Origin of the sequence: Bifidobacterium sp. UBA4282 (assembly GCF_002394995.1) — a bacterium.
Lineage (GTDB): Bacteria > Actinomycetota > Actinomycetes > Actinomycetales > Bifidobacteriaceae > Bifidobacterium > Bifidobacterium pullorum_B.
Genome location: NZ_DGVO01000003.1, coordinates 59,847 through 82,585 on the forward strand (window position 1 = coordinate 59,847; position 22,739 = coordinate 82,585).

A 22,739-nucleotide genomic window follows, 5' to 3' on the forward strand; every position below is an offset into this window, starting at 1 on the left:
CCGACGATGGCGCGGGAGGCGGGGCGACGGTCTGTGCCATCGGCATGGTGTGTCTCGTCGATGCGCCGGATCAGTTGGCGAAGGTGTCCTCGATCGCCTCGTACTCGGCTTCGGTGATCGGCAGGATCGCGCCGTGGCGCTTCTTGACCCGGCCGAAGTCGATGTCGTCGGCCACGGACCAGTCCAGCGGGTCGCGCGACCCCAGATCTGCCGAGCGGAACGGCGTATATCCTTTGCCCTCCGCATACTGGTCGCACATCAGGCCGTAGCGCATCGGGCGTCCGTTCACGGTCGCCACGTCCGCGTCGTTGAATACGAACAGCTCCGGCCCCTCCAGATAGTGCTCCGAATAGCGGCCGTTACCCAGCAGATCGGTGAGCGTGCCGACGAAACTCCACTCGTTCGGGTCGTCGGTGCGCAGCACCTCACGCGTGACCGCGTACGGGTTGCGGGTCTTCTCGATCGTGATCTCGGAATCCTTGGATGCACGGTACCACCAGCCGTCATCGTCGCGCAGCATGGTGGTGTCGATGATCACGTTCTTGCGGTCGATCCACTTGACCGGATCGGAGAACGTGCGGAAATCGGCGGTTGTGGCGTAATACATGTTGGTGCGGTCGCCCAGCTCGTTGTTCAGCGCGGCTGCATCGCTGCCCGCGGGGGCGTCCGCGTTTGTCTTGGTGGCCCAGAACACGATCCACTGTTCGCGGTCCGGATCCCAAGCGGCCTCGGGCGCCCATGCCATGCCAGCGCCGGGAATCTTGGACGCCACGTCGACCAGCCGCGGTTCGCTCCAGTGAGACAGGTCGGGCGAATCCCAGATCACCAGCCCGGTGGAGCCGTTCTCGGTCGCGCCGTCGTGCGGCCCCCAACCGCCGCGGTGGTAGATGCTCAGGTCTGTGGCGACGATGTGGAACCCGCCACGCGGGTCGCGCACGATATGCGGATCACGCACGCCACCTTCGCCGCCCTTCCAGGTCAGCACGGGGAACCCAGCCTCTCGCAGGTCGCGCCAGTGGCGGCCGTCGCGGCTTAGCGCGAAGTAGAGCTGTTCGTCGGTTTCGGTCTGCTCCAAGCCGGTGAAATGCACGAACAGATAGGCGGCGGTGGGTTCCGTGGGCGGAGCGATCATCATGTCTCCTTCGGGGGTATCAATATGAATCGTAACTATACCGGGCATGACGCCGCCGGTCGGCCGACATCGGCGAACCGTCGTCCGGATGCGACCGGGTCGGCATGTGGTACGGGTGTCGTTGATACTATATCAACTGCAATAGTACAACGTTTTCGTACAGGTCGCCGCCGATCGCCTGCATGGTGTGTGTTCGACGCGACGGAAAGGGCAGTAACATGACCGCACCGATAAAGGCATGGCGTCCGCCGATGGGCTGGAACAGCTGGGATTCATACGGCACCACCGTCACCGAGGCCGAGGTGCTCGCCAACGCGCGGTTCATGGCCGAACACCTGCTGGACGCCGGGTGGGATACGCTCGTCATCGACATCGACTGGTACGACCCGACCGCACGCGCCCACGGCTACAACGAGAACGCGCCTCTCATCCTCGACGAATACGGCCGGCAGCTGCCCGACCCGCAGCGGTTCCCGTCATCGGCCAACGGCCGCGGCTTCGGGCCGATCGCCGAACAGGTGCACGCCCTGGGTCTGAAACTCGGCGTGCACATGATGCGCGGCATCCCACGCATCGCCGTCGAGAACAACCTGCCGGTGTTCGGCACCACGTACACGGCCCGCGACGTCGTCGACCTCGACCACGTATGCGTCTGGAACCCCGACAACTACGGCCTGAACCAGAACCATCCCGGCGCGCAGGCCTGGTACGACGCGCAGATCGACCAGTTCGCCGCCTGGGGGCTCGACTTCCTCAAGGTCGACGACATGCAGACCCCGTTCCACGCCGACGAGATCGCTGCCTACCATCGCGCCATCGCCAAGGCCGAAACCAAGTACGGGCGCGAGATCACGCTGTCGCTGTCGCCCGGCGGCTGGGTGTCCACCGGCTACGTGGACTTCCTGCGCGGCAATGCCGAGATGTGGCGCATCTCCGACGACCTGTGGGACCGCTGGGAGGACATCTACCAGCAGTTCGCACGCCTGGCCCGCTGGGCGCCGTTTCAGACCACCGGTCATTGGGCCGACGCCGACATGCTCCCGCTCGGCCATATCGGCCTGCGTGCCGAACGCGGCGACGACCGCGACTGCCGCCTGACCCCCGACGAACGCCGCTCATTGCTCGCCCTGTGGTGCATGGGCCGCAGCCCGCTCATGGTCGGCGGCGACCTGCCCACCTCCACGCCTCAGACCATCGCCGCGCTCGCCAACCCCGCGCTGCGCGAGGTCACCGCCGGGTCCCGCAATAACCACGAGACCGTGCGCGAGCGGATCTTCGCCAGTTGGGACGATGAGAACTCCTACCGCGGCGAACTCATCGTGTGGGCCGCCGACGCCGTCGACTGGGCCGACGGCACGATGTCCGCGCACGACGGCGGCCACTACGCCGCGCTGTTCTGGACCGGCGACGATGCGTACGAGCTCGGCCGGAACATCGAGTTGCAGTCGATTGTGGGACTGGACGAACGCGACGGCCGGTGGACGCTGACCGACCTGTTCGCCGGCATCGAGGACGGCGCCGCGCCCGCCGACGTGCGGATCGAGGGCGAGGGGGCCGACCGTGTGATCCGCGGCACCATCCCGCCCCACGGCGTGCTGTGGATCGCCCTCGATCCCAAGTGAACCCCGGGTGATCGGTCGTCCGCTTCATGACGGGTCGGTATTCAGTTGGGGTTTCCCTCACTCGGGAACCTAACGTGACGCAAGGGCCGGATATGCCACGATGTGGTGGCATATCCTGCCTGGCAATCAGGTGACGTTCCCAACCGACTGCGCCCCCAACTGAACGCTACCGCATATCCCCGGAGGCCGTGATGACGGTTATACCACGTCGCTCCGAACCGACCGCATCGTTCTCCATCCTCTTCGCGGGAACGTGAATGTACGGCAAAATCTCCCTCATGAAATGTGATTTCTGTGCAAAATCTCCCTCATGAAATGTGGTAAACTGCTTAAATCTCCCTCATGAAATGTGGGTGAAGACGAAGAATCACCGTGAGGAGGCCGATTCTCGATGTATCTGCAACGTAAGGTAGATCGATTCCTGACGCAATGGCACGCCGATGATGGTAGAAAGCCTTTGGTCGTCAAGGGGCCTCGACAGGTGGGCAAGACGGAATCCATACGTCGATTCGCGAAGAGTCATTATGAGAACGTGGTGGAAATCAACTTCGTGGAAGAACCGAAGTATCGCTCGATTGCCGCCGACGGGTATGGCGTGCAGGACGTGATTCGTAATATCTCCTTACTGGACCCCGGCAAGAAACTTGTGCCGAACAAGACGTTGATTTTCTTCGATGAGGTACAGGATTACCCTGACATCGCCACCACATTGAAGTTTTTCCATATCGATAAACGGTTTGACATCATCTGCAGTGGATCGATGTTGGGGATCAACTATCAGCGCATTGAGAGCAACAGTGTTGGCTACAAGACCGATTATGAGATGCACTCACTTGATTTTGAGGAGTTTCTTTGGGCGAAAGGCTACGATGATGATGCCATCGAGGGGATGTTCTCTCATTTGGTTGATCTGAAGCCCTTTTCGGGCACCGAGATGGACTTGTTCCTTTCCTTGTTCCTTGATTACTGTACGTTGGGCGGAATGCCTGCGGTCGTTGCCGCTTATATAACGAGTGGCACATTTGCCGGTACACTGCAGATGCAACGCCAGCTTGTGCTGGACTATCAGGAAGATATTCAAAAATACGCTGTCGGTATGGATCGTGCGAGAATCCTCAACGTGTTCAGGCATATCCCGATTCAGTTGGCCAAGGACAACAAAAAGTTCCAGATCAGCAAAGTCGCTCGGGGGGCGCGATTCAAAGACTATCGCGGTTGTATAGAGTGGCTTGAATCGGCTGGCATCGTGAACGTCTGCCACTGTCTGTCGTTTCCCGAGCTGCCGCTGAAGGGGAACTACGATGAAAACAAATACAAGATTTATTGTGCCGATACCGGGTTGTTCGTATCCATGTTGGATGATGAGGCGAGTGACGATCTTCGTGCCAACCGTAATCTGGGAGTTTATAAGGGTGCTCTGTACGAAAGCATCGTGGCTGAGGCCCTGCGTAAGAGTGGGTATGGGCTGTATTACTACAAGCGGGAAAATTCGACGTTGGAGGAGGATTTCTTCATTCGGACCAGAAATAATCTGGTGCCGGTGGAGGTAAAAGCTCGGAACGGTTCTGCCAAATCCATGCGTACGCTGCTGTCGTCTGATTCGTACCCGGATATTCAGTTCGGGATAAAGCTCGGCGCAAGCAATGTGGGAGCCAGTGATGGTCTGCTGACGTTGCCGTATTTTGCCACGTTCCTCCTGCGCCGATTGCTGCGGGCATATGACGACGGCGATACAGTCGAACTGTTCGACCGCGGTATGCGCTGAGGGATGGCGTCCGACGGCGGATGCAGACGATGCGGGCGGCCGTGAGCCGGCGACGGGTCCGACGCGCGGAAGCCTACGCGCCGGACCCGTCGTGAAGGGGCGGGCGTCAGATCATGCCGTTCAGTCCGTGGTCGGCGCCGTTGCGGGCGAACAGCGGGAGCACATCGAGCGGCGCGTCGACGGTGACGGTCTGACCGCCGGCGTACTCAGCTCCGTCATGCAGGTTTGTCCATGTCGTCGACCCGTCGCCGGGCAGGTAGACCTCGCGGGAGCGCGCGCCAAGTTCGGTCACCGGGGCGACCAGCAGATCCGGGCCGAACAGATACTCGTCGGCCACGTCGGCCGCGGCCTCATCCTCCGGGAACTCGTAGAACAGGCCGCGGGCGAGCGGCTGGCCGTCGGCGTGGGCCTGCGCGTACAGGTCGCGCGTGTACGGGCGCATCGTCTCGCGCACGTCGATGTACTTGCGCACGATCCGTTCGACGTCCTCGCCGTAGGTCCACGGCTCGTTGTCCGCGCCGGTGTGGATGTGGTCGATCGGGTTGCCCTTGCGGTCGAACGTCGGCTTGCCGGGGACCTTGGTGGCGGGCGAGCGGTCGCCGTGGTTGCGCATCACCGGCGAGAAGCAGGAGAACTGGCACCAGCGCGCGTACAGCTCGCGGAAGTCCGGATCGTCCGGATTTCCGCCGCAGAAACCGCCCATGTCGGTGGTGAACCACGGGATGCCCGCCATGCCCATATGCACCTGGCAGGTAATCTGTGCCTTCAGATCGTCGAAGGTGGAGTGCACGTCGCCCGACCAGACCAACGAACCATAGCGCTGCGAGCCGGCCCAGGCGGCGCGGGTCAGGTTCACGATCTCGTTCTCGCGGCCGATCTGAAGCTGTCCGTCGTAGAACGTCTTGTTGTACAGCTGCGGGTACACGTTGCCGACCTTGTTCACCGGGCCGATATGGAACAGGTAGTGGTCGTAGTCGTAGTCGCCGCCCCATTCGGGCTCGGCCTCGTCCAGCCAGAACGCATCGACACCCATGTCGGTGTAGTTGCGCTTGGCCAGGCCCCACACGAAGGCGCGCGCCTCCGGATTCGTGGCGTCGAGGAACTGGTTGTCGCGCGGCCACCACATCCCCACGTCCTTGCCCGAGGTCACATGGGCCAGATAGTTGTGGGCGCGCATCTCGTCATAGTTCTCGGATTCCAGGTCGATCTGCGGCCAGACCGAGACCATGAGCTTGATGCCCATCTCGTGCAGTTCGTCGGCCATGGCCTTCGGGTCGGGCCAGAACTCCTCGTCGAACCGGAAATCGCCCATTAGCGGCCAGTGGAAGAAGTCGATGACGATCAGGTCGATCGGGATGCCGCGGCGTTTGAACTCGCGCGTGGTCTCGAGCAGCTGCTCCTGGTTCCAGTAGCGCAACTTGCACTGCCAGAATCCCAGGCCCCATTCGGGCATGACGGGCGCGTGGCCGGTTGCGTCGGCATACTGGCGTTCGATCTGGGGCATCGTGCCCACGGTGACCCAGTAGTCGATCTGGTCGCAGGCCGCGGCCTGCCACTGCGTGCCGGTCTTGGCGAACGTGGCGCGTCCGACCGCAGGGTTGTGCCAGAGGAAGCCGTAGCCCTTCGAGGAGACGACGAACGGCACCGAGACCTGCGAGTTGCGGTGCGCCAGCTCCAACGACGTGCCCTTGAGGTCCATGACCGGCTGCTGGTACTCGCCCATGCCGTACAGGTGCTCATGCGGGTCGGCATCGAACGTGACGGTGGTGCGGGCGCCGCCGCCGGACAGCGGCTCGTACTTGCGCGCCTTGAGCCGCAGCGCGCCGCCGTCGTCGGCCTCCTTGAACAGCAGCTTGCCCTCGGCGTCGGTGAAGGTCAGCTCGCAGCGGCCGTCCCAGCGGGGCATGCGCGCGGTCACGGTGATGCCTTCGTTGGTCAGGGAGGCCTGGGAGCCGTCATCGGCGATGACGATGGTCGGTGCGGGGGCGTCGGCGGGCGGCGGCAGCAGCGCCCAGTCGGCGTCGGCGATCGGTTGCATGAGCCGGGCGCGCACGCGGACGCTGTTCGCGCCCCACGGTTCGATGCGGACTGTCTCGCCGTCGCCGACCCAGGTCAGGGCGTTGCCGGCGATGGTGAAGGGTGAGGTGGTCATGGAGCTCCTTCGCTGTGTTGGGTGGAATGCGTCCGCGGGTTTATGCGGTCGGGGCGATGCTGCTCCGCCGGGATGCGCGGGATGCATTCCCTGTCGTCACGTGAATTGTAGCGCTAAAATTTCGGTGCGGCAAGCACGTGTGGCTTGGGCGGCGATATCAAGGGGTGCGCCTGCGAATCACAGGCGTTCACCGCTGCCACGCGATTCGAGCCGGTACCCGAGGGTGATCGTCCGCGGCGGTGCGGTTCCGTCATCCGTGGGGACGTCCGGCCGCTGTCCGATGCGTTCGATGAGCAGATCCAGGCAGACCTCGGCGGCCTGCCTCGGGTCGATGGCCACGCTCGTCAGACCGGGGGAGAGATATCGGCCGTCCTCCACGCCATCGAACCCGATGACCGCCACATCCTGCGGCACGCGGATCCCAGCGTCGGTCAGCGCCGTGAGCGCGCCGATCGCGATCGGGTCGTTCAGACAGCAGACGCCGTCGAAGTCGCGGCGTTCCTCGAGGATGGCCCGCATGCGGCGGTACCCCGCCTCACGCGTCCAGCCGCAGGGGTAGACGTCTTCGGCGCGGTACGGCAGGCCGTTCGACAGCAGTCCTTCGGCCGCACCCCGGATACGGCGCCGTTCGGAGGTGTCGGCCTCCGCGAACCGTTCCGGCGGCAGATAGCTGCCGCCGAGCATCAGCACCCTGTGGCAGCCATGTTCGATCAGATGCCGCATTGCGGCCGTCATGCCTTCGGTGCAGGGGGTGAACACGCAGTCGCAGCGCCCTTCCAGGCCGAACCCGTCCAGCAGCACCAGCGGGTGGTCGCGGGCGAAGGTCTCCATCTCGGCGGAGGCGGAACTGGGCCAGCAGATGATCGTGCCGTCGCAGATCTGGCTGGTGGCACTGGACAGCATGCGGCGTTCGAAGTCGTGCGAGAACCGCGTCTGCTGCACGATGACCTGGTATCCGAGCGCCTGGGCCCGGTCGGAGATGGCCGCGGCCAGGGCGGCAGGGAAGATCAGGTCGAAGTCGGCGACGGTCAGCCCGATGACATGGGTGCGTCCCGAACTGAGCTGGCGCGCCGCAAGGTTGGGGTGGTAGCCGAGCTCCTCGGCGGCCGCGATGACCTTGCGGGCCGTTTCCGGGCGCACGACCGTCTTGCCGCGAAGCGCGTTCGACGCCGTCATGCGCGAGACGCCGGCGCGTGCGGCGACATCGTCGAGCGTGACCATGGCATCTCCTTTCGTTTAGGTCGCCAAGCTTCACTCCGATTCTTTGGGCATTGGGCCGCCCGGCGATTCGATGTATCTCCAGCTTAGGGGTTTCCGGGCCGGTGAACTATCCCATGGTGTTGGACTGCTGGGTTGCGACGCGTTTTCGGTCATGGGCTCACGGGATGTCATTTAGTGGGCGGACTTGGCGTTCAGCGGGCGTCCGTTTCGGTTGGTGGAGTGCCGGTATGCCTGGGATTCCGCCTGTGCTTTCCATGTCGTGGATGAAATATGGGACGAGCTGTCCGCTCCCTTTTCGACGGATACGGACGATGGGCTGCAGGAGAGAATCGGTGGATTGCCGTGCCGCAAGGCACGCTGTATGTTGTTCCAGGATGTTGGCGTGGTCGTTTACGGTCATTGCTGTGGGATGATGCCCAACTGAGGTTCGCACTACCTCGACTTTCGAAAACGGAGGCAAGGAAAATCAAGGCCTCCTGATTTGAATCGCGAGGTAGTGCGAACCCCCTCCCGGCTACACTGGGGAACCATGAGCAAGCATCACCGCGACCGCAGCTGGGCACCGGCCCCCGAGCCGCTGCCCGAAGACGCCCGGACCATCGACAACCATACGCATGTCGCCTCCGTCGTCCCCTTCTCCAAGGCGATGAGCCACGAGGCGGAGATGAAGGGGCAGCCGGCGGTTCCCGTCTACAGCGTCAGCGAGCTGCTCGACCAGGCCGCGGCCGTCGGCATCGAAGGCGTCATCGACTCCGGTTGCGAGCTGCCGGACCTGATGACGGCCGTGCAGATGGCCCTCGACCATCCCGGCGTGGTGCACGCGGCTCTGGCCATCCACCCCAACGAGTCGGTGCTGCACGGGCACCGCGGTGTACCCGGGCCGGACGGGTTGGAGCTCAAGTACAAGCCGCATCACGACGTGCCCTTCGACCAGGCGCTCGCCGAGGTGCATCGACTGGCCGTCACCTACCCCGAGCAGGTGGTGGCCATCGGCGAGACCGGCATGGACTTCTTCCGCACAGGCGGTTCGGCGCGCGAACTGCAGCGTCAGGCGTTCCGCGACCATATCGCGCTCGCCAAGGAGCTGAACCTGCCGATGCAGATCCACGACCGCGACGCGCACCGTGAGGTCATCGAAACGCTGCTGGCGGACGGCGCCCCGGAATTCACCGTGTTCCACAGTTATTCGGGCGACGCGGAGATGGCCAAGGTGGCTCGCGAGCACGGCTGGTACCTGAGCATGTCCGGCACGGTGAGCTACAAGGGCAACGACGGCATCCGCGAGTCGGCGCGCATTGTGGGCCTCGACCATGTGATGGTGGAGACGGACGCGCCGTATCTGGCACCGATGCCGTATCGCGGCCGGACGAACGCGCCGTACATGATCCCGTACACGCTGGCCGCGTTGGCGGACGTGTTCGACCTGCCGGTAGCCGAGGTCGCGCGCGCCACCCGCCGCGTGACCCGCACCGTGTACGGGGTGTGAGCGCCTACCGTCGCGTGGATTCGCGCACGACCAGCTCGTAGTCGGCGGTCAGGCGCACGGGCGCGTCGTCGGTTTCGTCGTCGATGCGCTTGAGCAGCAGCCCCATGGCCTTGCGCGCCAGATCGTCGAGGTCGGTGCGGATGGTGGACAGGGAGGGGATGAAGCATTCGCCCTCCGAGATGCCGTCGAACCCGATGACGGCCACGTCTTCGGGCACGCGGATCCCACGGTCGGCAAACCCGCGGATCAGGCCCAACGCGATGGTGTCGGTCATGCAGAATACGCCGTCGACGGGACGTCCGGAGTCGGCGATGGCGTGCGCGGCCGTCCGTGCCGATTCCGAATCCCAGGTCTCCAGCGGCACCATCATGCCGGCGGAGAGCGGGATGCCCGCCCGTTCGAGGGCGCGACGGCATCCGACGATGCGTTTCCTGCGCACGCCGATGGGTGGGTTCCCGGCGTTGAGGTCCTGCGGGCCGGCGCCGGCAATGAGGATGTTGCGGCATCCGATGTCGAGCAGGTGGGCGACGGCGGTCTGTGCCCCGTCCTCACAGGGTGTGTCGACGGAGTCGAAGACCGGCTCGACGGAGATGTCGTCGAGCAGCACGATCGGTTTGCCTCCGATCAGGGCGCGGATCTCCTTGCCGCTGATGTTGCCGGGGCTGAAGATGGTGCCGTCGCACAGTTGGTTGGTGACGTGCCGGAGGATGGAGATTTCGTCGTCCTTGGAGTTCGAGGTCTGCTGGACGATGGTCTGCATGTCGCGGCGGGCGGCTTCTCGGGAGACGGCGGCCGCCATCTCGGAGGGATAGGGCCGGTCCAGTTCGAAGATGGCGACGGCGACGACGCCGTTGCGTCCCGAGCGCAGGGAACGTGCGGACAGGTTGGCGGTGTATCGCAGGGTTTTGGCCGCCTGCAGCACCTTGTCAGCGGTGGCGGGGGCGATGCGCGGGTCGCCGCGCAGCGCGTATGACGCGGTGGCCCGGGACACCCCTGCGGCTTTTGCCACGTCGCTCATCGTGACCATGATGTTCCCTCCTCATATGGCGATGATCGCCATACGTCCCATCGTACTGCGCGGTCGCCGCCGTCGTTGTTGTTGCGGCGGCGAAACACCGTGTTCAGTGCTACTGTACCCCATGATTTGACACGATTCAACAATGCGTGTATAACAGAATCATCGCCAATTGAATCGTGTCAATTCAGGATTCAAATGGAGACGGGACGGCGGGGCTGCCATCCTGACCATGGGCGCGGAAGCCCGCAACGAAAGGAGACCCAATGACACTTCGCAGGAATCTCAAGGTCGCGCTCGCCGCGGTCGCCGCGGTCGCCGTGGCATTGCCGCTCGCCGCATGCGGCAGCGCGGACTCGGGCAAAACCACCATCAGCTTCCTGAGCTGGGACAACGAGCAGATCATGCAGCCCTTCATCGACAAGTTCGAGGAGGAGAATCCGGATATCGCCATCGACTTCAGCTATTCGCCGCCCACCCCGGAGTACATCCAGACCCTGCAGACCCGCCTCGTCGGCAACCAGGCGCCCGATGTGTTCATCATCACCTCCGAGAACAAGGCCGATCTGATGGACAACGACTACGTGCTCGACCTGACCAACGAGCCGTTCATGGAGAACATCTCCCAGGCCAACAAGGACTTCGTCTCCCGTGACGGCAAGGTCTACGGCATGTCCCTGACCTCGTGGGCCTCGGGCATCGTCTACAACAAGGATCTGCTCGCCGAGGTCGGCGTGGAGGAGCCGCCGGCGACGTGGGACGAGTTCCTCGACCTGTGCCAGGATCTCAAGGACGCCGGCATCACCCCGTATCTGGAGACGATCGCCGACGGTCTCAGCCGTATCCCCGACGCGTTCCTCGGATCGCAGTTCGCCCAAGAGGGCGTGGACGTGACCACGCTTGTCGACGAGGATCCGCAGACGCCGGGCGCCGATGAGAAGGAGGCCGTCGAAGCTTGGATGGAGCTGTACGAGCGTGATCTGGTGACCCGTGACACGGTCGGCATCAGCGGCGATGACATGAAGACCCAGTTCGCCAACGGACAGGTTGCCATGATCTGCACCGGTCCGTGGGACTTCAGCACCTTCCAGGACGCAGACATGAATTGGGGCTACGCTCCGATGCCGATCCTGGAGGAGGGCATGGAAAGCTACGCCCAGGGCTCCCCGTCGCCGGCGTTCGCCATCTACTCCAAGCTGGAAGGCGAGAAGCTTGACGCCGCCAAGAAGTTCCTGGAGTTCATGGCCAGCGATTGGGCACTCGACCAGCAGACCGCCAACGGCAACGCCGTCACCGTGGAAGGCTATGAGTCCGAGGTGACCGAACAGTACACCACGGTGTACCAGCAGAACGTACAGCCCGGCACGTACTTCCTGTCCACCAACTTCTACAGCAACCCGGACGTGCTGATCACCGCTCAGCAGGCCGAAAGCCAGCGTCTGGTGCAGGGCGAGATCACTGTCGACGAATGGGCCGACAACATCGACGCCAAGATGGCCGCCGCGCAGTAAGCGGTCGCCGATGGACCAGGCCGGCGTGACATATATGTCACGGTCGCGTCGGCCGGTCTTGAACTTCTCTCGCGGAACTCGCCGAACGCCTGCACGGCGCGCCGGTTTCGCGACCCCACGGCAATTCATGTGCCATGGAACGGTACGGGGGCCGTTCTCCGTAATGGTTCCGACGCTGAACCATCCATTGACATCCATTACTCCATTACTGAGATTGGAGAGACCATGAGTCATACAAGTCAATCCGCGGCGACGCTGCCGCCCCTGAACGAGGAGGTGTACCGCAAGCGTCGCAAGGCGCAGGGCCTGCGGGAGGATCTCACCTCGTTCTGGTTCCTGCTGCCGATCCTGGCGGTGTTCGTCATTCTGTTCCTCGTGCCGCTGGTGCAGACGCTGTACTTCTCGTTCACCGACTTCAACGGGTACAGCATGGACATGAACTGGGTCGGCCTTGAGAATTACGCCAAGGTGTTCGCCGACTCCTCCATCCTGGAAGGTCTCGGGTTCACCATCCTGTACGCGGTCGTGGTCATGATCGGCGTGACCGCGCTCGCCATTCCCCTGGCCGTAGTCCTGAATAAGAAGTTCGTCGGATGCAATTTCGTCCGCTCCGTATTCTTCTTCTTCTCCGTGCCGTCCCTGGCCATCATGGGCATGGTCTGGCAGTACATCTTCTCGCCGATGAAAAGCGGCGTGGTCAACTCCGTGCTCTCGGCGTTCGGCATCGATCCGGTCCCGTGGCTGAGTAACAACGCGCTTGCCAAGTTCTGCGTGATCTTCATCGCCATCTGGGCCCAGATCGGCTGGCACGCCACGCTGTACCTGGCCTTCCTCCAGGCCATTCCGGCCGACCTGTACGAGCAGGCCAGGGTCGACGGCGCCAGCCCCCTGCAGCAATTCGTCCACATCACGCTGCCCCAGCTGACCCCGGGCATCGTCACCTCGACGTTCCTGCTGATGTCCGGCGGCCTGAAGGTCTATGACCTGCCCTACACGATGACCAAGGGCGGCCCTGGTTATTCCACGTACACGGTCACCCAGTCGATCATCCAGCAGGGCATCGGCCAGTCCCAGTACGGCATCGGTTCCGCTCTGGCCGTGCTGTTCTTCATCGCCACGGGCATCGTGGTGTTCCTGCAGATGGGCATTTCCAACCTGATTTCGAGGAGGTTCCAGTGATGAGCGTCGACGGCAAGATCTCCGCTCCCGCGCCCAAGGGTGCCGGCATGAACTTCACCACACGCCGCCGTATCGGCTCGGTCATCACCAGCGTGGTGATGATCGCCCTGGCCCTGCTGTGCGCCGTGCCGCTGTGGTACATCGTCATCAACACGTTCAAGACGATTCCCGACATGAACGCCAACCCGCTGGGGTTGCCGGCCGAGTGGACGCTGGAGAACTACATCGACGCGTTCGAGACGGTGCCGATCGTCCGCTCGCTGATCAACACCCTGATCGTCACGTTCTTCGGCGTGGCCATCCAGGTCATCGTCGGTGCGCTCGCCGCCTACGGCATGATCCTGCGCAAATCCACATTCACCGCAGCGGTGGGCGCCATCCTTATGGTCGCCTTCATCGTGCCCGCGCAGACCACGCTGATCCCGCTGTATCGCATGGAGGCCCAGGTGGGATTGGTCAACACGCTTGCCGGTCTGATCATCATCTACCTCAGTGGCGCTGTGTTCTGCTACTTCCTGATCGTCGGCTACATGCGCTCGCTGCCGTTCGAGCTGATCGAGGCTGCCCGCATCGACGGCGCCGGACCGTTGCGCATCTTCTGGAACATCGTCATGCCGCTGATCAAGCCGATCCTGACTACCGTGGTCGTATTCCAGACTATGAGCACCTGGAACGACTTCATGAACGCGAACGTGTTCATCTCCAGCTCGGATCTGCGCACGATCGTCCTGCAGGTGTACAACGCGGTCGGCCAGTTCTCCACCGATTGGCCGAGCTTCATGACGATCACGGTGCTGGCGCTGCTGCCGGTGTTCGTGTTCTTCATCTTCTGCCAGAAGTGGATCGTGGCCGGCCTGGTCGCCGGCTCGGTCAAGGGCTGAACGAACCGTCCCGCCCGCCGTCCGTCCCCTTCCTTCCGCGGGCGGCGGGCGGACCGATACAAGGAGTACATGACATGACCATTGCCATGGAACAGCCGCGTCTGGCGCAGGCCGCGCGCGGCGACCTGCCCCACCGCGTCAACGACACCCGGCTGAACACCAACCCCCTGCGCCGCTACTGCGCCGACCCGAACCTCGCGATCTTCGACGGGCGGTACTTCCTGTACTGCACCGACGACGGTGTGGACGACTGGGGCACCACCGTGTTCAGCGTGTACGTCTCCGACGATTTGGCGACGTGGGAGCGCTACCCCGCGTTGGACCTGCGTGACGTGCCGTGGTGGAGTGGCGAGAACGGTGCCTGGGCGCCGAGCATCGTGCGTGCCGCAGACGGCCGCTACGTGTTCTATTTCGTCGCGGGAAACCAGATCGGTGCCGCTACGGCCGAGACCCCGTATGGTCCGTTCCTCGCCGAACCCGAACCGATCGTGCGTCGCGGTGATTTCGACTGCCATACGATCGACCCCGGCGTATATGTGGAGGACGACGGCACCCGGTATTTCCTGTGGGGCAACGGTCGGGCGTGGGTTGCGCCGCTCGACAGCGACTGCCTCGGCTTCGACCGCAACCGCGCGTTCTCCTGGATCCCCGGCGATTTCCGTGAGGCGATCTGGATTCACAAACGCAACGGCATCTACTACGCCTCGTGGAGCGAGAACGACGCGCGCGACCCGGAGTACTGCGTGAAATACGCGATGGGACCGAGCCTTGAGGGGCCGTGGAGCGAGCCGCGCACGCTGCTGGAGCAGGACCCGGCGCACGGCCTGTACGGTACCGGGCATCACAATATCGTCAACATTCCGGGAACCGACGAGTGGATCATCGCCTACCATCGCTTCGCGTACCATCCGGCGGGACGCTGGTCGGGGGGCGACGGGTGCCATCGCGAGGTGGTGTTCGCACCGTTGATGCACAACGCCGACGGCACGCTGGAGGTCGTGCGGCCGCAGGTCGGGTCGTACGTCAGGCCGTTGTCGTTCTGACCACGCGCCACACGGTGCATATCCGCGTCGCCGCGGAACGATGGATTCCTGTCGTCCCGCGGCGGCGTTTCGCGTATGGTCGCGGTGTGTTTCCGGAGTGTGGAAACCGTTGCGGGACAACGGTTTCCGGGGTCGTCTTCACAATTCGATTCGCAAAAGGTGAAGGAACCGTATAGACTATCCAGCAGTGCAGGGGAGCGGCGTCGAAAATCGGCGCCGCTTCTCGTACTAGTGAGAGAAACTCGCGTGCGGGGAAGGTCCCCGGCGATGGAGGATATGTACTATGGCGGAATCACGTCAGCGTGGGTCGTCGCAGAACGGGAAGCAGTCTGGGAAACGTAATGGTGCTTCCGCGGCTAATAGAAACGCCGAGAAACCCGATCAAACTCTGCTCAGGGCGGATTCATTCATTAACGCGCCGAAGGTCTCGCGCAGCAAGCTGACCAAGGAAGAGCGCGAGGAAATCACCAAGCAGCAGGAGGCCGAACGCAAGGAGGCCGAGAAACTCGATAAGGTCGCCGCCCGCGGCCCGATCGGTCGCTGGTGGTGCAAACTGCAGTCCAGTCCGGATAAGGTCAGCCTCGGCATGGCCATCGTGGCGCTCGGCGTCGTCTACGGCGACATCGGCACCTCGCCCCTGTACACCGCGCAGACCTTCCTGTCCGGTCAGGGCGGCCTGGCCAACACCGGGCGCGAGGCCGTGCTCGGCATGCTGTCGCTGGTGTTCTGGTCGATCACGCTGATTACCACGGTCAAGTACGTGCTGATCGCCATGCGTATCGACAACAACGGCGAAGGCGGCATCTTCGCCCTGTATTCGCTGATTCGCAAGTACGGCGCGTGGCTCGTCATACCGGCCATGCTCGGCGGCGCGGCGTTCCTGGCTGACTCGGTGCTGACGCCGGCCGTGTCGATCTCGTCCGCCGTCGAAGGTCTGAAGACGCTGCCGGCGTTGGAGCATCTGTTCACCGAGAACAAGGATCTGACGATGATGATTACCGCGGTGATCATCGTGATCCTGTTCGCCGTGCAGTCGCGCGGTACCGAGTCGATCGGCAAGGTGTTCGGCTCGGTGGTGATGGTCTGGTTCGCGTTCCTGGCGGTCGTCGGCGTGGTGGCCATCGGCAACGACTGGTCCGTGCTCGCCGCGCTCAACCCGTACTACGGCATCAAGTTCCTGTTCAGCCCGAATAACGCCGCCGGCCTGGCGCTGATGGGCACCGTGTTCCTGTCGACCACCGGTGCCGAGGCGCTGTACTCGGATATGGGGCATGTGGGCCGTGGCAACATCTACTTCACCTGGCCGTTCATCAAGGTCGCCTTGGTGCTCAACTATTTCGGTCAGGGCGCCTGGATGCTGCGCAACCAGAACAACTCCGAACTGGCCGATGCCGAGGGCATCAACCCGTTCTTCCAGATGATGGATCCGAACGTGCGCTATGTGGCCGTCGTGCTGTCGGTCACCGCCGGCATCATCGCCTCCCAGGCGCTGATCACGGGCGCGTTCACCATGGTCTCCGAGGCCACTGGCCTCAACTGGATGCCGCATCTGCAGGTCCGGTACCCGGCCCGCACCCGCGGCCAGCTGTACATTCCGGTCGTCAACGTGGTGCTGTGCGTGGCCACGCTGGCCGTGCTGCTGCTGTTCCGCGACTCGGAGCATATCTCGGCGGCCTACGGTCTGGCGCTGACCATCACGATGATCACCACCACGATCCTGCTGGGCATCTACCTGTGGCATCGCAGCAACAAGTTCGGTGCCGTTGTGTTCACCATCGTGTTCCTGGCGATCCAGATCCTGTTCTTCGCCGCCTCGATGGCTAAGTTCCTGCACGGCGGCTGGTTCACCCTGCTGCTCACGCTGGCGATCCTCATGATCATGTACACGTGGAACGAGGGCACCAAGCTGGAGCGCTCGCAGCGTCGCCATATGATGCCGAAGGACTTCCTCCCCGCGCTGGACAAGCTGCACGGCGACAGCCGCATTCACCGGTTCGCGGACAACATCGTCTACCTGACCAGCGATCCGGACCTGAAGCGTCTCGATACGGACATCTTCTTCTCGATTTTCGCTGATCACCCCAAGCGCGCACGCGCATGGTGGGCGGTGGTCGTCGAGACCACCGACGAGCCGTTCACCCGCGAGTATTCGGTCGAGAACTTCGGCACGGATTACCTGTTCCGTGTGCGCATCCGGCTCGGCTTCAAGGTGTCGCAGTCCATCCCGGCCTACCTGCATCAGATCATGCACGATCTGGAGAAAACCGGCGAACTGCCGAACCAGCAGTCGATCTACCCGAAGCTTGACGCCGATCCCGGCATCGGCACCATCCGCTACGTGGTGATCCACAAGGCGCTGATGCCCGAGTCGAAGGTCTCCGGCCGCGGTGCCCTCTCGCTGCAGATCAAGTACGCGATCCGCCGCGTGGCCGGTTCCCCGGTCAAGTGGTTCGGCCTGGCGCCGTACAACCCGCTGGTCGAGGTGCAGCCGTTGTTCGTGTCCACGCGTCGCCCGCCGCGCCTGACCCGCGTGGCCAGCCAAGCGCCCAAGCGCGAGGGCTGAGCCGGCAGGCCGAACAGCCGGCGTGAGCCGGATGGCCTAATGGCATGTCAGGGGCCGCGAACCGTCGTTGTACGGTTCGCGGCCCTTTTTGATGCAGTTTTGCGGTATAGGTGCATCTTTCGGATCCGCCGGGCGTTTTTTATGGTCCTTTTGTCGCAGCTTTATGGTGCCAGTGCGTCATTTGGACTCGTCGTTGAGGCCTAAGAGGTCCTTTTGTTGCAGTGGTGCGGTGATGGTGCACCAGAAGGGCCCGGTCGTCTCTGCGACACGCCTTCCGGCAGTCAGTACAAGGTTGTACTACACTGGTGGCTGTCGCACGGATGTCCCCGGTCGCCCGCGCCTCCGCGGTACATCGTTGTATGGATACGTGTCACGTATGCAGAGTGCATGCAGATATGTAGAAAGGAATCCCATGTCCCAGCAGGACCATCTGGCCGCCCGTCTCGTCGTCGATGACGATTTTGAGGTCGCTCCGGTCAACAATCGTCTGTTCGGTTCGTTCGTCGAGCACCTTGGCCGTTGCGTGTATACCGGCATCTACGAGCCGGGACACCCGACCGCCGACGAACACGGCTTCCGCAAGGACGTCATCGACCTGGTCAAGGAACTCGGCGCCACCACCATCCGTTACCCGGGCGGCAACTTCGTGTCCGGCTACCGCTGGGAGGACGGCGTCGGCCCCAAGGAGAGCCGCCCGCGCCGTCTCGATCTGGCCTGGCATTCCACCGAAACCAACGAGTTCGGCCTGCACGAGATGGCCGAATGGCTGGAGGCCACCGGCGGCAACGAGCTGATGGAGGCCGTGAACCTCGGCACCCGCGGTCTGGAGGAGGCGCTCGATCTGCTGGAGTACGCGAACGTGCCCGGCGGCACCGAGCTATCGGAACGTCGCCGCGCCAATGGTGCCGACAAGCCGTTCGACATCCGCATGTGGTGCCTGGGCAATGAGATGGACGGCCCGTGGCAGCTCGGCCACAAGTCCGCCGAGGATTACGGCACGCTCGCCGCCTCCGTGGCCGCCGGCATGCGCCAGATCGACCCGAACGTGGAGCTGGTGGTCTGCGGTTCCTCCGCCCACGGCATGCCCACCTTCGGCAAATGGGAGCAGACCGTGCTCGAGAAGACCTACGAGAACGTGAACTTCATCTCCTGCCACGCCTACTACCAGCCGTTCTTCAAGAAGGACGGCACGCGCGACATGGCCAGCTTCCTGGCCTCCGGCGTGGACATGGACGGTTTCATCAAGGACGTCGCCGCCGTCATCGACGCCACGAAGGCCCACCTGAAGAGCACGCACGACGTGTACATCTCCTTCGACGAGTGGAACGTCTGGTATCAGGGCGAGGAACCGAGCAAGACCCCCGAAGGCATCGGCAACTGGCCCGTGGCCCCGCGCCTGCTGGAGGACATCTACACCGCCACTGACGCCGTGGTGTTCGGCGACCTGATGATCACCCTGCTGAAGAACGCCGACCGTGTGCACGCCGCCAGCCTGGCGCAGCTGGTCAACGTCATCGCCCCGATCATGACGGAGCCGGGTGGCCCGGCCTGGCGTCAGACCACGTTCCACCCGTTCTCCGTCACCGCGCGCCTGGCCAAGGGCGGTACCGTGCTGGAACCGAAGCTGACCGCCGGTACGGTGGATACGCCGCGGTACGGCGAGGTCGACGGCGTGAACGCCGTGGCCGTGCGCTGCGCCGACGGTTCCCTTGCCGTGTTCGCGGTGAACCGTTCGCTCGAGTCGACCGCCGAGTTCGAGGTCAAGCTGCAGGACGGCGCGGTGCCGGCGTCCGTGGAGGCGCAGACGCTGCACGACGACGACCTGTTCGCCGCCAACACGCTTGACGATCAGAACCGGGTGACCCCGCACGCCAACGAGTCGGCCGCGTACGACGCCGAGACCGGCACGGTTCGCGTCTCGCTGCCCCCGGTGAGCTGGACCGCCCTGCACATCAAGTGACGCGAGCGGCCGTGCGGTCTGGTCCGTGGAAGGTCGGACCGTACGGCCTCGTTTCCCCCGGGCTCGGCGGCAGGGAACGGATTGCATAGGGGAAAACGCGTTATGCTGGAATCAGACGGGCGTTCCGGCCGAGCCGTGCGAACATGCCCGAGGTACGACGAGAGGGGTGCTGTGGCGAAACGGGTGACCATCACCGACGTGGCGCGCGAGACGGGCGTCTCCATCAAGACGGTATCGAATGTGCTGAACAACACCGGCAGTATGCGCCCGGAGACGCGCCAGCGTGTTCAGGATGCCATCGAACGCCTCGGATACCGTGTCAACGTGTCCGCCCGGGCCATGAAAACCGGCGGTACGAAGCTCATCGGACTGGCCATCACCGATTTCTGCCAGCCGTTCATGCCCTATCTCGCCGACAGCATCGTGGCGGCGGCACGTTCCCGCGGGTACGCGGTGATCACTGATACCTACAACAGCGCCGGCGGCTTGGAGCAGGCGATTCCGGAGACGAAGAAGCTGGCCGCGGACGGCTGGATTTTCTTCATGGGTTCGCCGATCACGGATCGCACGATACTGCATCAGCCGTATCCGTTGGTGATTGTGGGCGATTACGATACGCAAGGGTTGTGCGATTGGGTCACGATGCCGAACGTGGAGGCCGTACGCACCGCGGTGGGGTCGCTGCTGGATTCGGGATGCCGCAGGATCGCGTTGATCGGCGGCACCGCGGAGAACGCATGCCCGGATGCCGACCGCGAGTCGCTGCCCGAAACCACCAGCACGATGCGTACTCGCGGCTATGTGTTGGCCCATGAGGAGCGTGGCCTGCAGGTCGATTGGCGGCTGGTCCGTAACGCGGATTGGGTGCAGTCCGGCGGCCGCGATGCGGTGGCGGGGCTGTTGGACGATCCGGATGCGCCGCGTCCGGATGCGGTCATGTGCCTGAACGACGCGCTCGCCATCGGGGTGATCCACGAGCTGCAGCGGCGCGGCGTGCGCGTGCCGCAGGATATGCAGGTCATTGGGTTCGACAACGTGCCGGATGCCGAGTACTGCATGCCCGGATTGACGACGATCGACCCGCATGTGGATGATTACGCGCGACATGCCGTGGATATGCTGGTCGCGCGCATCGAGGGGTCGTCGGAACCGGCGCGCAAATACGTGACCTCGTTCGATCTGGTGCGCCGCGATTCCACGCGATAGAAGATTAGGCGAAGCGCCGAACCGTGAAAGCGCCTGTCGGCGCAAACGCCGCTCGCAGCGGCAACAAATGGAGCCCGGGGCTTAAGCACGGTCCGGCGCGAATCTACATTGTACAGGCTCGCGGCGTATGCCACGCCGGATTATTCGAGCTTGCCGTGCCGCCAGAGCGCGGCGCCGTGATGGAACACCTTGGCGGTGCTCATCAGGTTGCCGGCGGTATGCATGAGGCGCGCGGCTTGGGTGCGCGCCGTTTTCTCCTCGTCCGATGCGGCTGCGTCGGGACCATAACCCGCCACCATCCGGTGCGCCTGGAGTCGCAACCCGTTGGCCACCACGTCGGTGAACACTGCCGCACGGTCCAATGCCACGGCGAAATCACCCGTGAACGCACCGGCCAGAATCGAATCGGCGGTGGCCGCGATGTCCTCTTCGGTGGGGGCCTGGTTCACGCCCGCAATCACCGAGGCCGAGGTCACGGTCGGCTCGCCCAGCCGCCACAGCTGCGCGATCGCGGTCGTCCGCTTGCGCATCCACGTTCGCAGCAGGTACAGCCGCCACAGCACCCCCGGCAGTGAGTCGGGCTCCGCGTGGCTCCACAGCTCCGCGATGACGTCCACGCCCTCGTGGTCGACCAGCGTCAGCACGCGTGCGACCACTTCCGGGTCCTCGGTGTGATGGACCCGGTCGAGCAGGGCCGCCGCGGAGGTATGGCTGAGCTCGCGAATCGTTTCGGGATCGGCGCCGCCCGCCAGGCCGTCCAGCAGCCCTTGGCTGAGCTGGCCGGGGCGCGCCGGCCGCGCGCCGCCCGTGGAGGCGGCGAACCCGGAGCGGCTGGGCAGGATCGAACCGGAACCGTAGTGCAGTGCGCTAGTAGACAATGGGGGCCACCTTTTGGATGTCGATGATGCGGGGACCGTTGGGTGAATCGATGACATACAGTACCACGGCGTTACCGGTGGGCATATACGGGGATTTGGCGATGAGCCGTTTGCCGAGCAGCTTGGTGGCGCACATGCCGCGCAGGTGGTCGAACATGCCCCCGATGACCGGACGATGCATGCAGATGGCCGTGTTGCGACGGTTGTTGAGGGTGTCTTGGATCTCCTGCAGGAACCGCCGCCATGTCGCGTCGGGGTCCTCCGCGAAGGCGTCTTCGGTCAGCTCGTCCACGTGGTTCATCGGGCGGTCGGTCTGCCAGGAGAGCACCTGCAGGGTTTCCTGGCAGCGCATCCACGGCGACGTGGCTAGTTGTGTCGGGTTGTAGCAGGCGAGTTCGCGGTTCAGGGCGAAGGCGTAGGCCGCGCCGCGAGGGGTGATCGGGCGGTTCGCGTCGGTGCCTTTCCATACTTTGCGGGCCTCCGCCTTGCCGTGCCGCACGATGATCATCGCGTGCGAGCGAGCGGCGCCTTCCCTGACGCGGTCCACGAAGATCGCCAACAGGTCCTTGTCGGTGGAATGGGTCAGGATGCGCCGCGCCTCGCGTACCGACATCCAGCTGATGCCGTCGATCTCGCCGACGTCGGCGCGGTGCACGGGGCCGAAGGCGTCGATCAGGTGTTCGGCGTCCACGGCCTCGACCGGACGCGCCATCCAGAACATCACGTGCTTGGTGTCGACGGTACGGTCCTTGGACCGCCGGGTTTTCTTGCCCTCTTCGGACAACGGGTATTCGACCTCGCCGAGGTATGGGCCGAGCTCCACGGTGGTGCCGGTTTCCTCGCCGAGTTCGCGGACCGCGGCGTGGCGATGCGACTCGTTGGGATCGAGTTTGCCCTTCGGCCAGCTCCAGTCGTCGTATTTGGGACGGTGGACGATGCAGACCTGGAGGTTGTCGAGGTCATGTTCCGGGGAATCGGATGCGTTCGGCGGCGTTTCGCGCCAACGGTAGAGAATGCCGCCCGCCGCTTCCACGACTCGTCTGACTTTGTTTCCCATTCCTCTCATTGTAGGTCACTCCCGGGTTGCGGCTACGTAGTTTTCTTAAGAAACGACGATGGCCGACC

Annotated in this window: 16 protein-coding genes; 10 read left to right on the top strand and 6 right to left on the bottom strand. The window is 63.9% G+C overall.

What is annotated here, in order from left to right; all coding sequences use genetic code 11:
- Positions 1-70: 70 nt before the first annotated feature.
- Positions 71-1,135 (bottom strand): glycoside hydrolase family 43 protein, encoded by a 1,065-nt coding sequence (locus B4C31_RS00540; RefSeq protein WP_291530895.1) that lies wholly within the window; start codon positions 1,133-1,135, stop codon positions 71-73.
- A 248-nt stretch (positions 1,136-1,383) separates the two neighbouring features.
- On the opposite strand from B4C31_RS00540, the gene B4C31_RS00545 reads away from it, so the two are divergent.
- On the top strand, positions 1,384-2,754 hold the full coding sequence (locus B4C31_RS00545; protein ID WP_349679113.1) for a glycoside hydrolase family 27 protein: 1,371 nt from the start codon (positions 1,384-1,386) through the stop codon (positions 2,752-2,754).
- Between the two features lie 391 nt (positions 2,755-3,145).
- Positions 3,146-4,519: an ATP-binding protein gene (locus B4C31_RS00550; RefSeq protein ID WP_291530897.1), complete on the top strand. Its 1,374-nt coding sequence runs from the start codon at positions 3,146-3,148 to the stop codon at positions 4,517-4,519.
- A gap of 106 nt (positions 4,520-4,625) precedes the next feature.
- Here the strand turns inward: B4C31_RS00550 and B4C31_RS00555 are convergent, their stop codons facing one another.
- Complete coding sequence (locus tag B4C31_RS00555; protein ID WP_291530898.1) at positions 4,626-6,671, bottom strand: glycoside hydrolase family 31 protein; 2,046 nt, start codon at positions 6,669-6,671, stop codon at positions 4,626-4,628.
- A gap of 177 nt (positions 6,672-6,848) precedes the next feature.
- Positions 6,849-7,892 (bottom strand): LacI family DNA-binding transcriptional regulator, encoded by a 1,044-nt coding sequence (locus B4C31_RS00560; protein ID WP_291530899.1) that lies wholly within the window; start codon positions 7,890-7,892, stop codon positions 6,849-6,851.
- A 529-nt stretch (positions 7,893-8,421) separates the two neighbouring features.
- Here B4C31_RS00560 and B4C31_RS00565 point away from each other — a divergent pair.
- A complete protein-coding gene (locus B4C31_RS00565; protein WP_291530900.1) occupies positions 8,422-9,378 on the top strand; it encodes a TatD family hydrolase in 957 nt (318 codons plus the stop codon).
- Positions 9,379-9,382: 4 nt separating this feature from the next.
- Here B4C31_RS00565 and B4C31_RS00570 read toward each other — a convergent pair whose 3' ends face one another.
- Entirely contained in the window at positions 9,383-10,396 is a 1,014-nt protein-coding gene (locus tag B4C31_RS00570) for a LacI family DNA-binding transcriptional regulator (RefSeq protein WP_291530901.1), read from the bottom strand.
- A 263-nt stretch (positions 10,397-10,659) separates the two neighbouring features.
- On the opposite strand from B4C31_RS00570, the gene B4C31_RS00575 reads away from it, so the two are divergent.
- From B4C31_RS00575 to B4C31_RS00605, 7 genes are all read left to right on the top strand, one after another.
- Complete coding sequence (locus tag B4C31_RS00575; protein ID WP_291530902.1) at positions 10,660-11,904, top strand: ABC transporter substrate-binding protein; 1,245 nt, start codon at positions 10,660-10,662, stop codon at positions 11,902-11,904.
- Positions 11,905-12,129: 225 nt separating this feature from the next.
- Entirely contained in the window at positions 12,130-13,083 is a 954-nt protein-coding gene (locus B4C31_RS00580; RefSeq protein ID WP_291530903.1) for a carbohydrate ABC transporter permease, read from the top strand.
- A gap of 47 nt (positions 13,084-13,130) precedes the next feature.
- Positions 13,131-13,964: a carbohydrate ABC transporter permease gene (locus B4C31_RS00585; RefSeq protein WP_291530936.1), complete on the top strand. Its 834-nt coding sequence runs from the start codon at positions 13,131-13,133 to the stop codon at positions 13,962-13,964.
- A 74-nt stretch (positions 13,965-14,038) separates the two neighbouring features.
- On the top strand, positions 14,039-15,007 hold the full coding sequence (locus B4C31_RS00590) for a family 43 glycosylhydrolase (RefSeq protein ID WP_291530904.1): 969 nt from the start codon (positions 14,039-14,041) through the stop codon (positions 15,005-15,007).
- Positions 15,008-15,290: 283 nt separating this feature from the next.
- Positions 15,291-17,570, top strand: a complete 2,280-nt coding sequence (locus B4C31_RS00595) for a KUP/HAK/KT family potassium transporter (protein WP_291530905.1) — start codon at positions 15,291-15,293, stop codon at positions 17,568-17,570.
- Positions 17,571-17,982: 412 nt separating this feature from the next.
- A complete protein-coding gene (locus B4C31_RS00600; protein WP_291530906.1) occupies positions 17,983-19,530 on the top strand; it encodes an alpha-N-arabinofuranosidase in 1,548 nt (515 codons plus the stop codon).
- A 171-nt stretch (positions 19,531-19,701) separates the two neighbouring features.
- On the top strand, positions 19,702-20,736 hold the full coding sequence (locus B4C31_RS00605; RefSeq protein WP_291530907.1) for a LacI family DNA-binding transcriptional regulator: 1,035 nt from the start codon (positions 19,702-19,704) through the stop codon (positions 20,734-20,736).
- 140 nt (positions 20,737-20,876) lie between these two features.
- On the opposite strand, the gene B4C31_RS00610 is transcribed toward B4C31_RS00605, so the two are convergent.
- Both B4C31_RS00610 and B4C31_RS00615 read right to left on the bottom strand, forming a co-directional pair.
- Positions 20,877-21,599: a hypothetical protein gene (locus tag B4C31_RS00610; RefSeq protein ID WP_291530937.1), complete on the bottom strand. Its 723-nt coding sequence runs from the start codon at positions 21,597-21,599 to the stop codon at positions 20,877-20,879.
- Between the two features lie 4 nt (positions 21,600-21,603).
- Entirely contained in the window at positions 21,604-22,671 is a 1,068-nt protein-coding gene (locus B4C31_RS00615) for an NUDIX hydrolase (RefSeq protein WP_043170282.1), read from the bottom strand.
- Positions 22,672-22,739 lie beyond the last annotated feature (68 nt).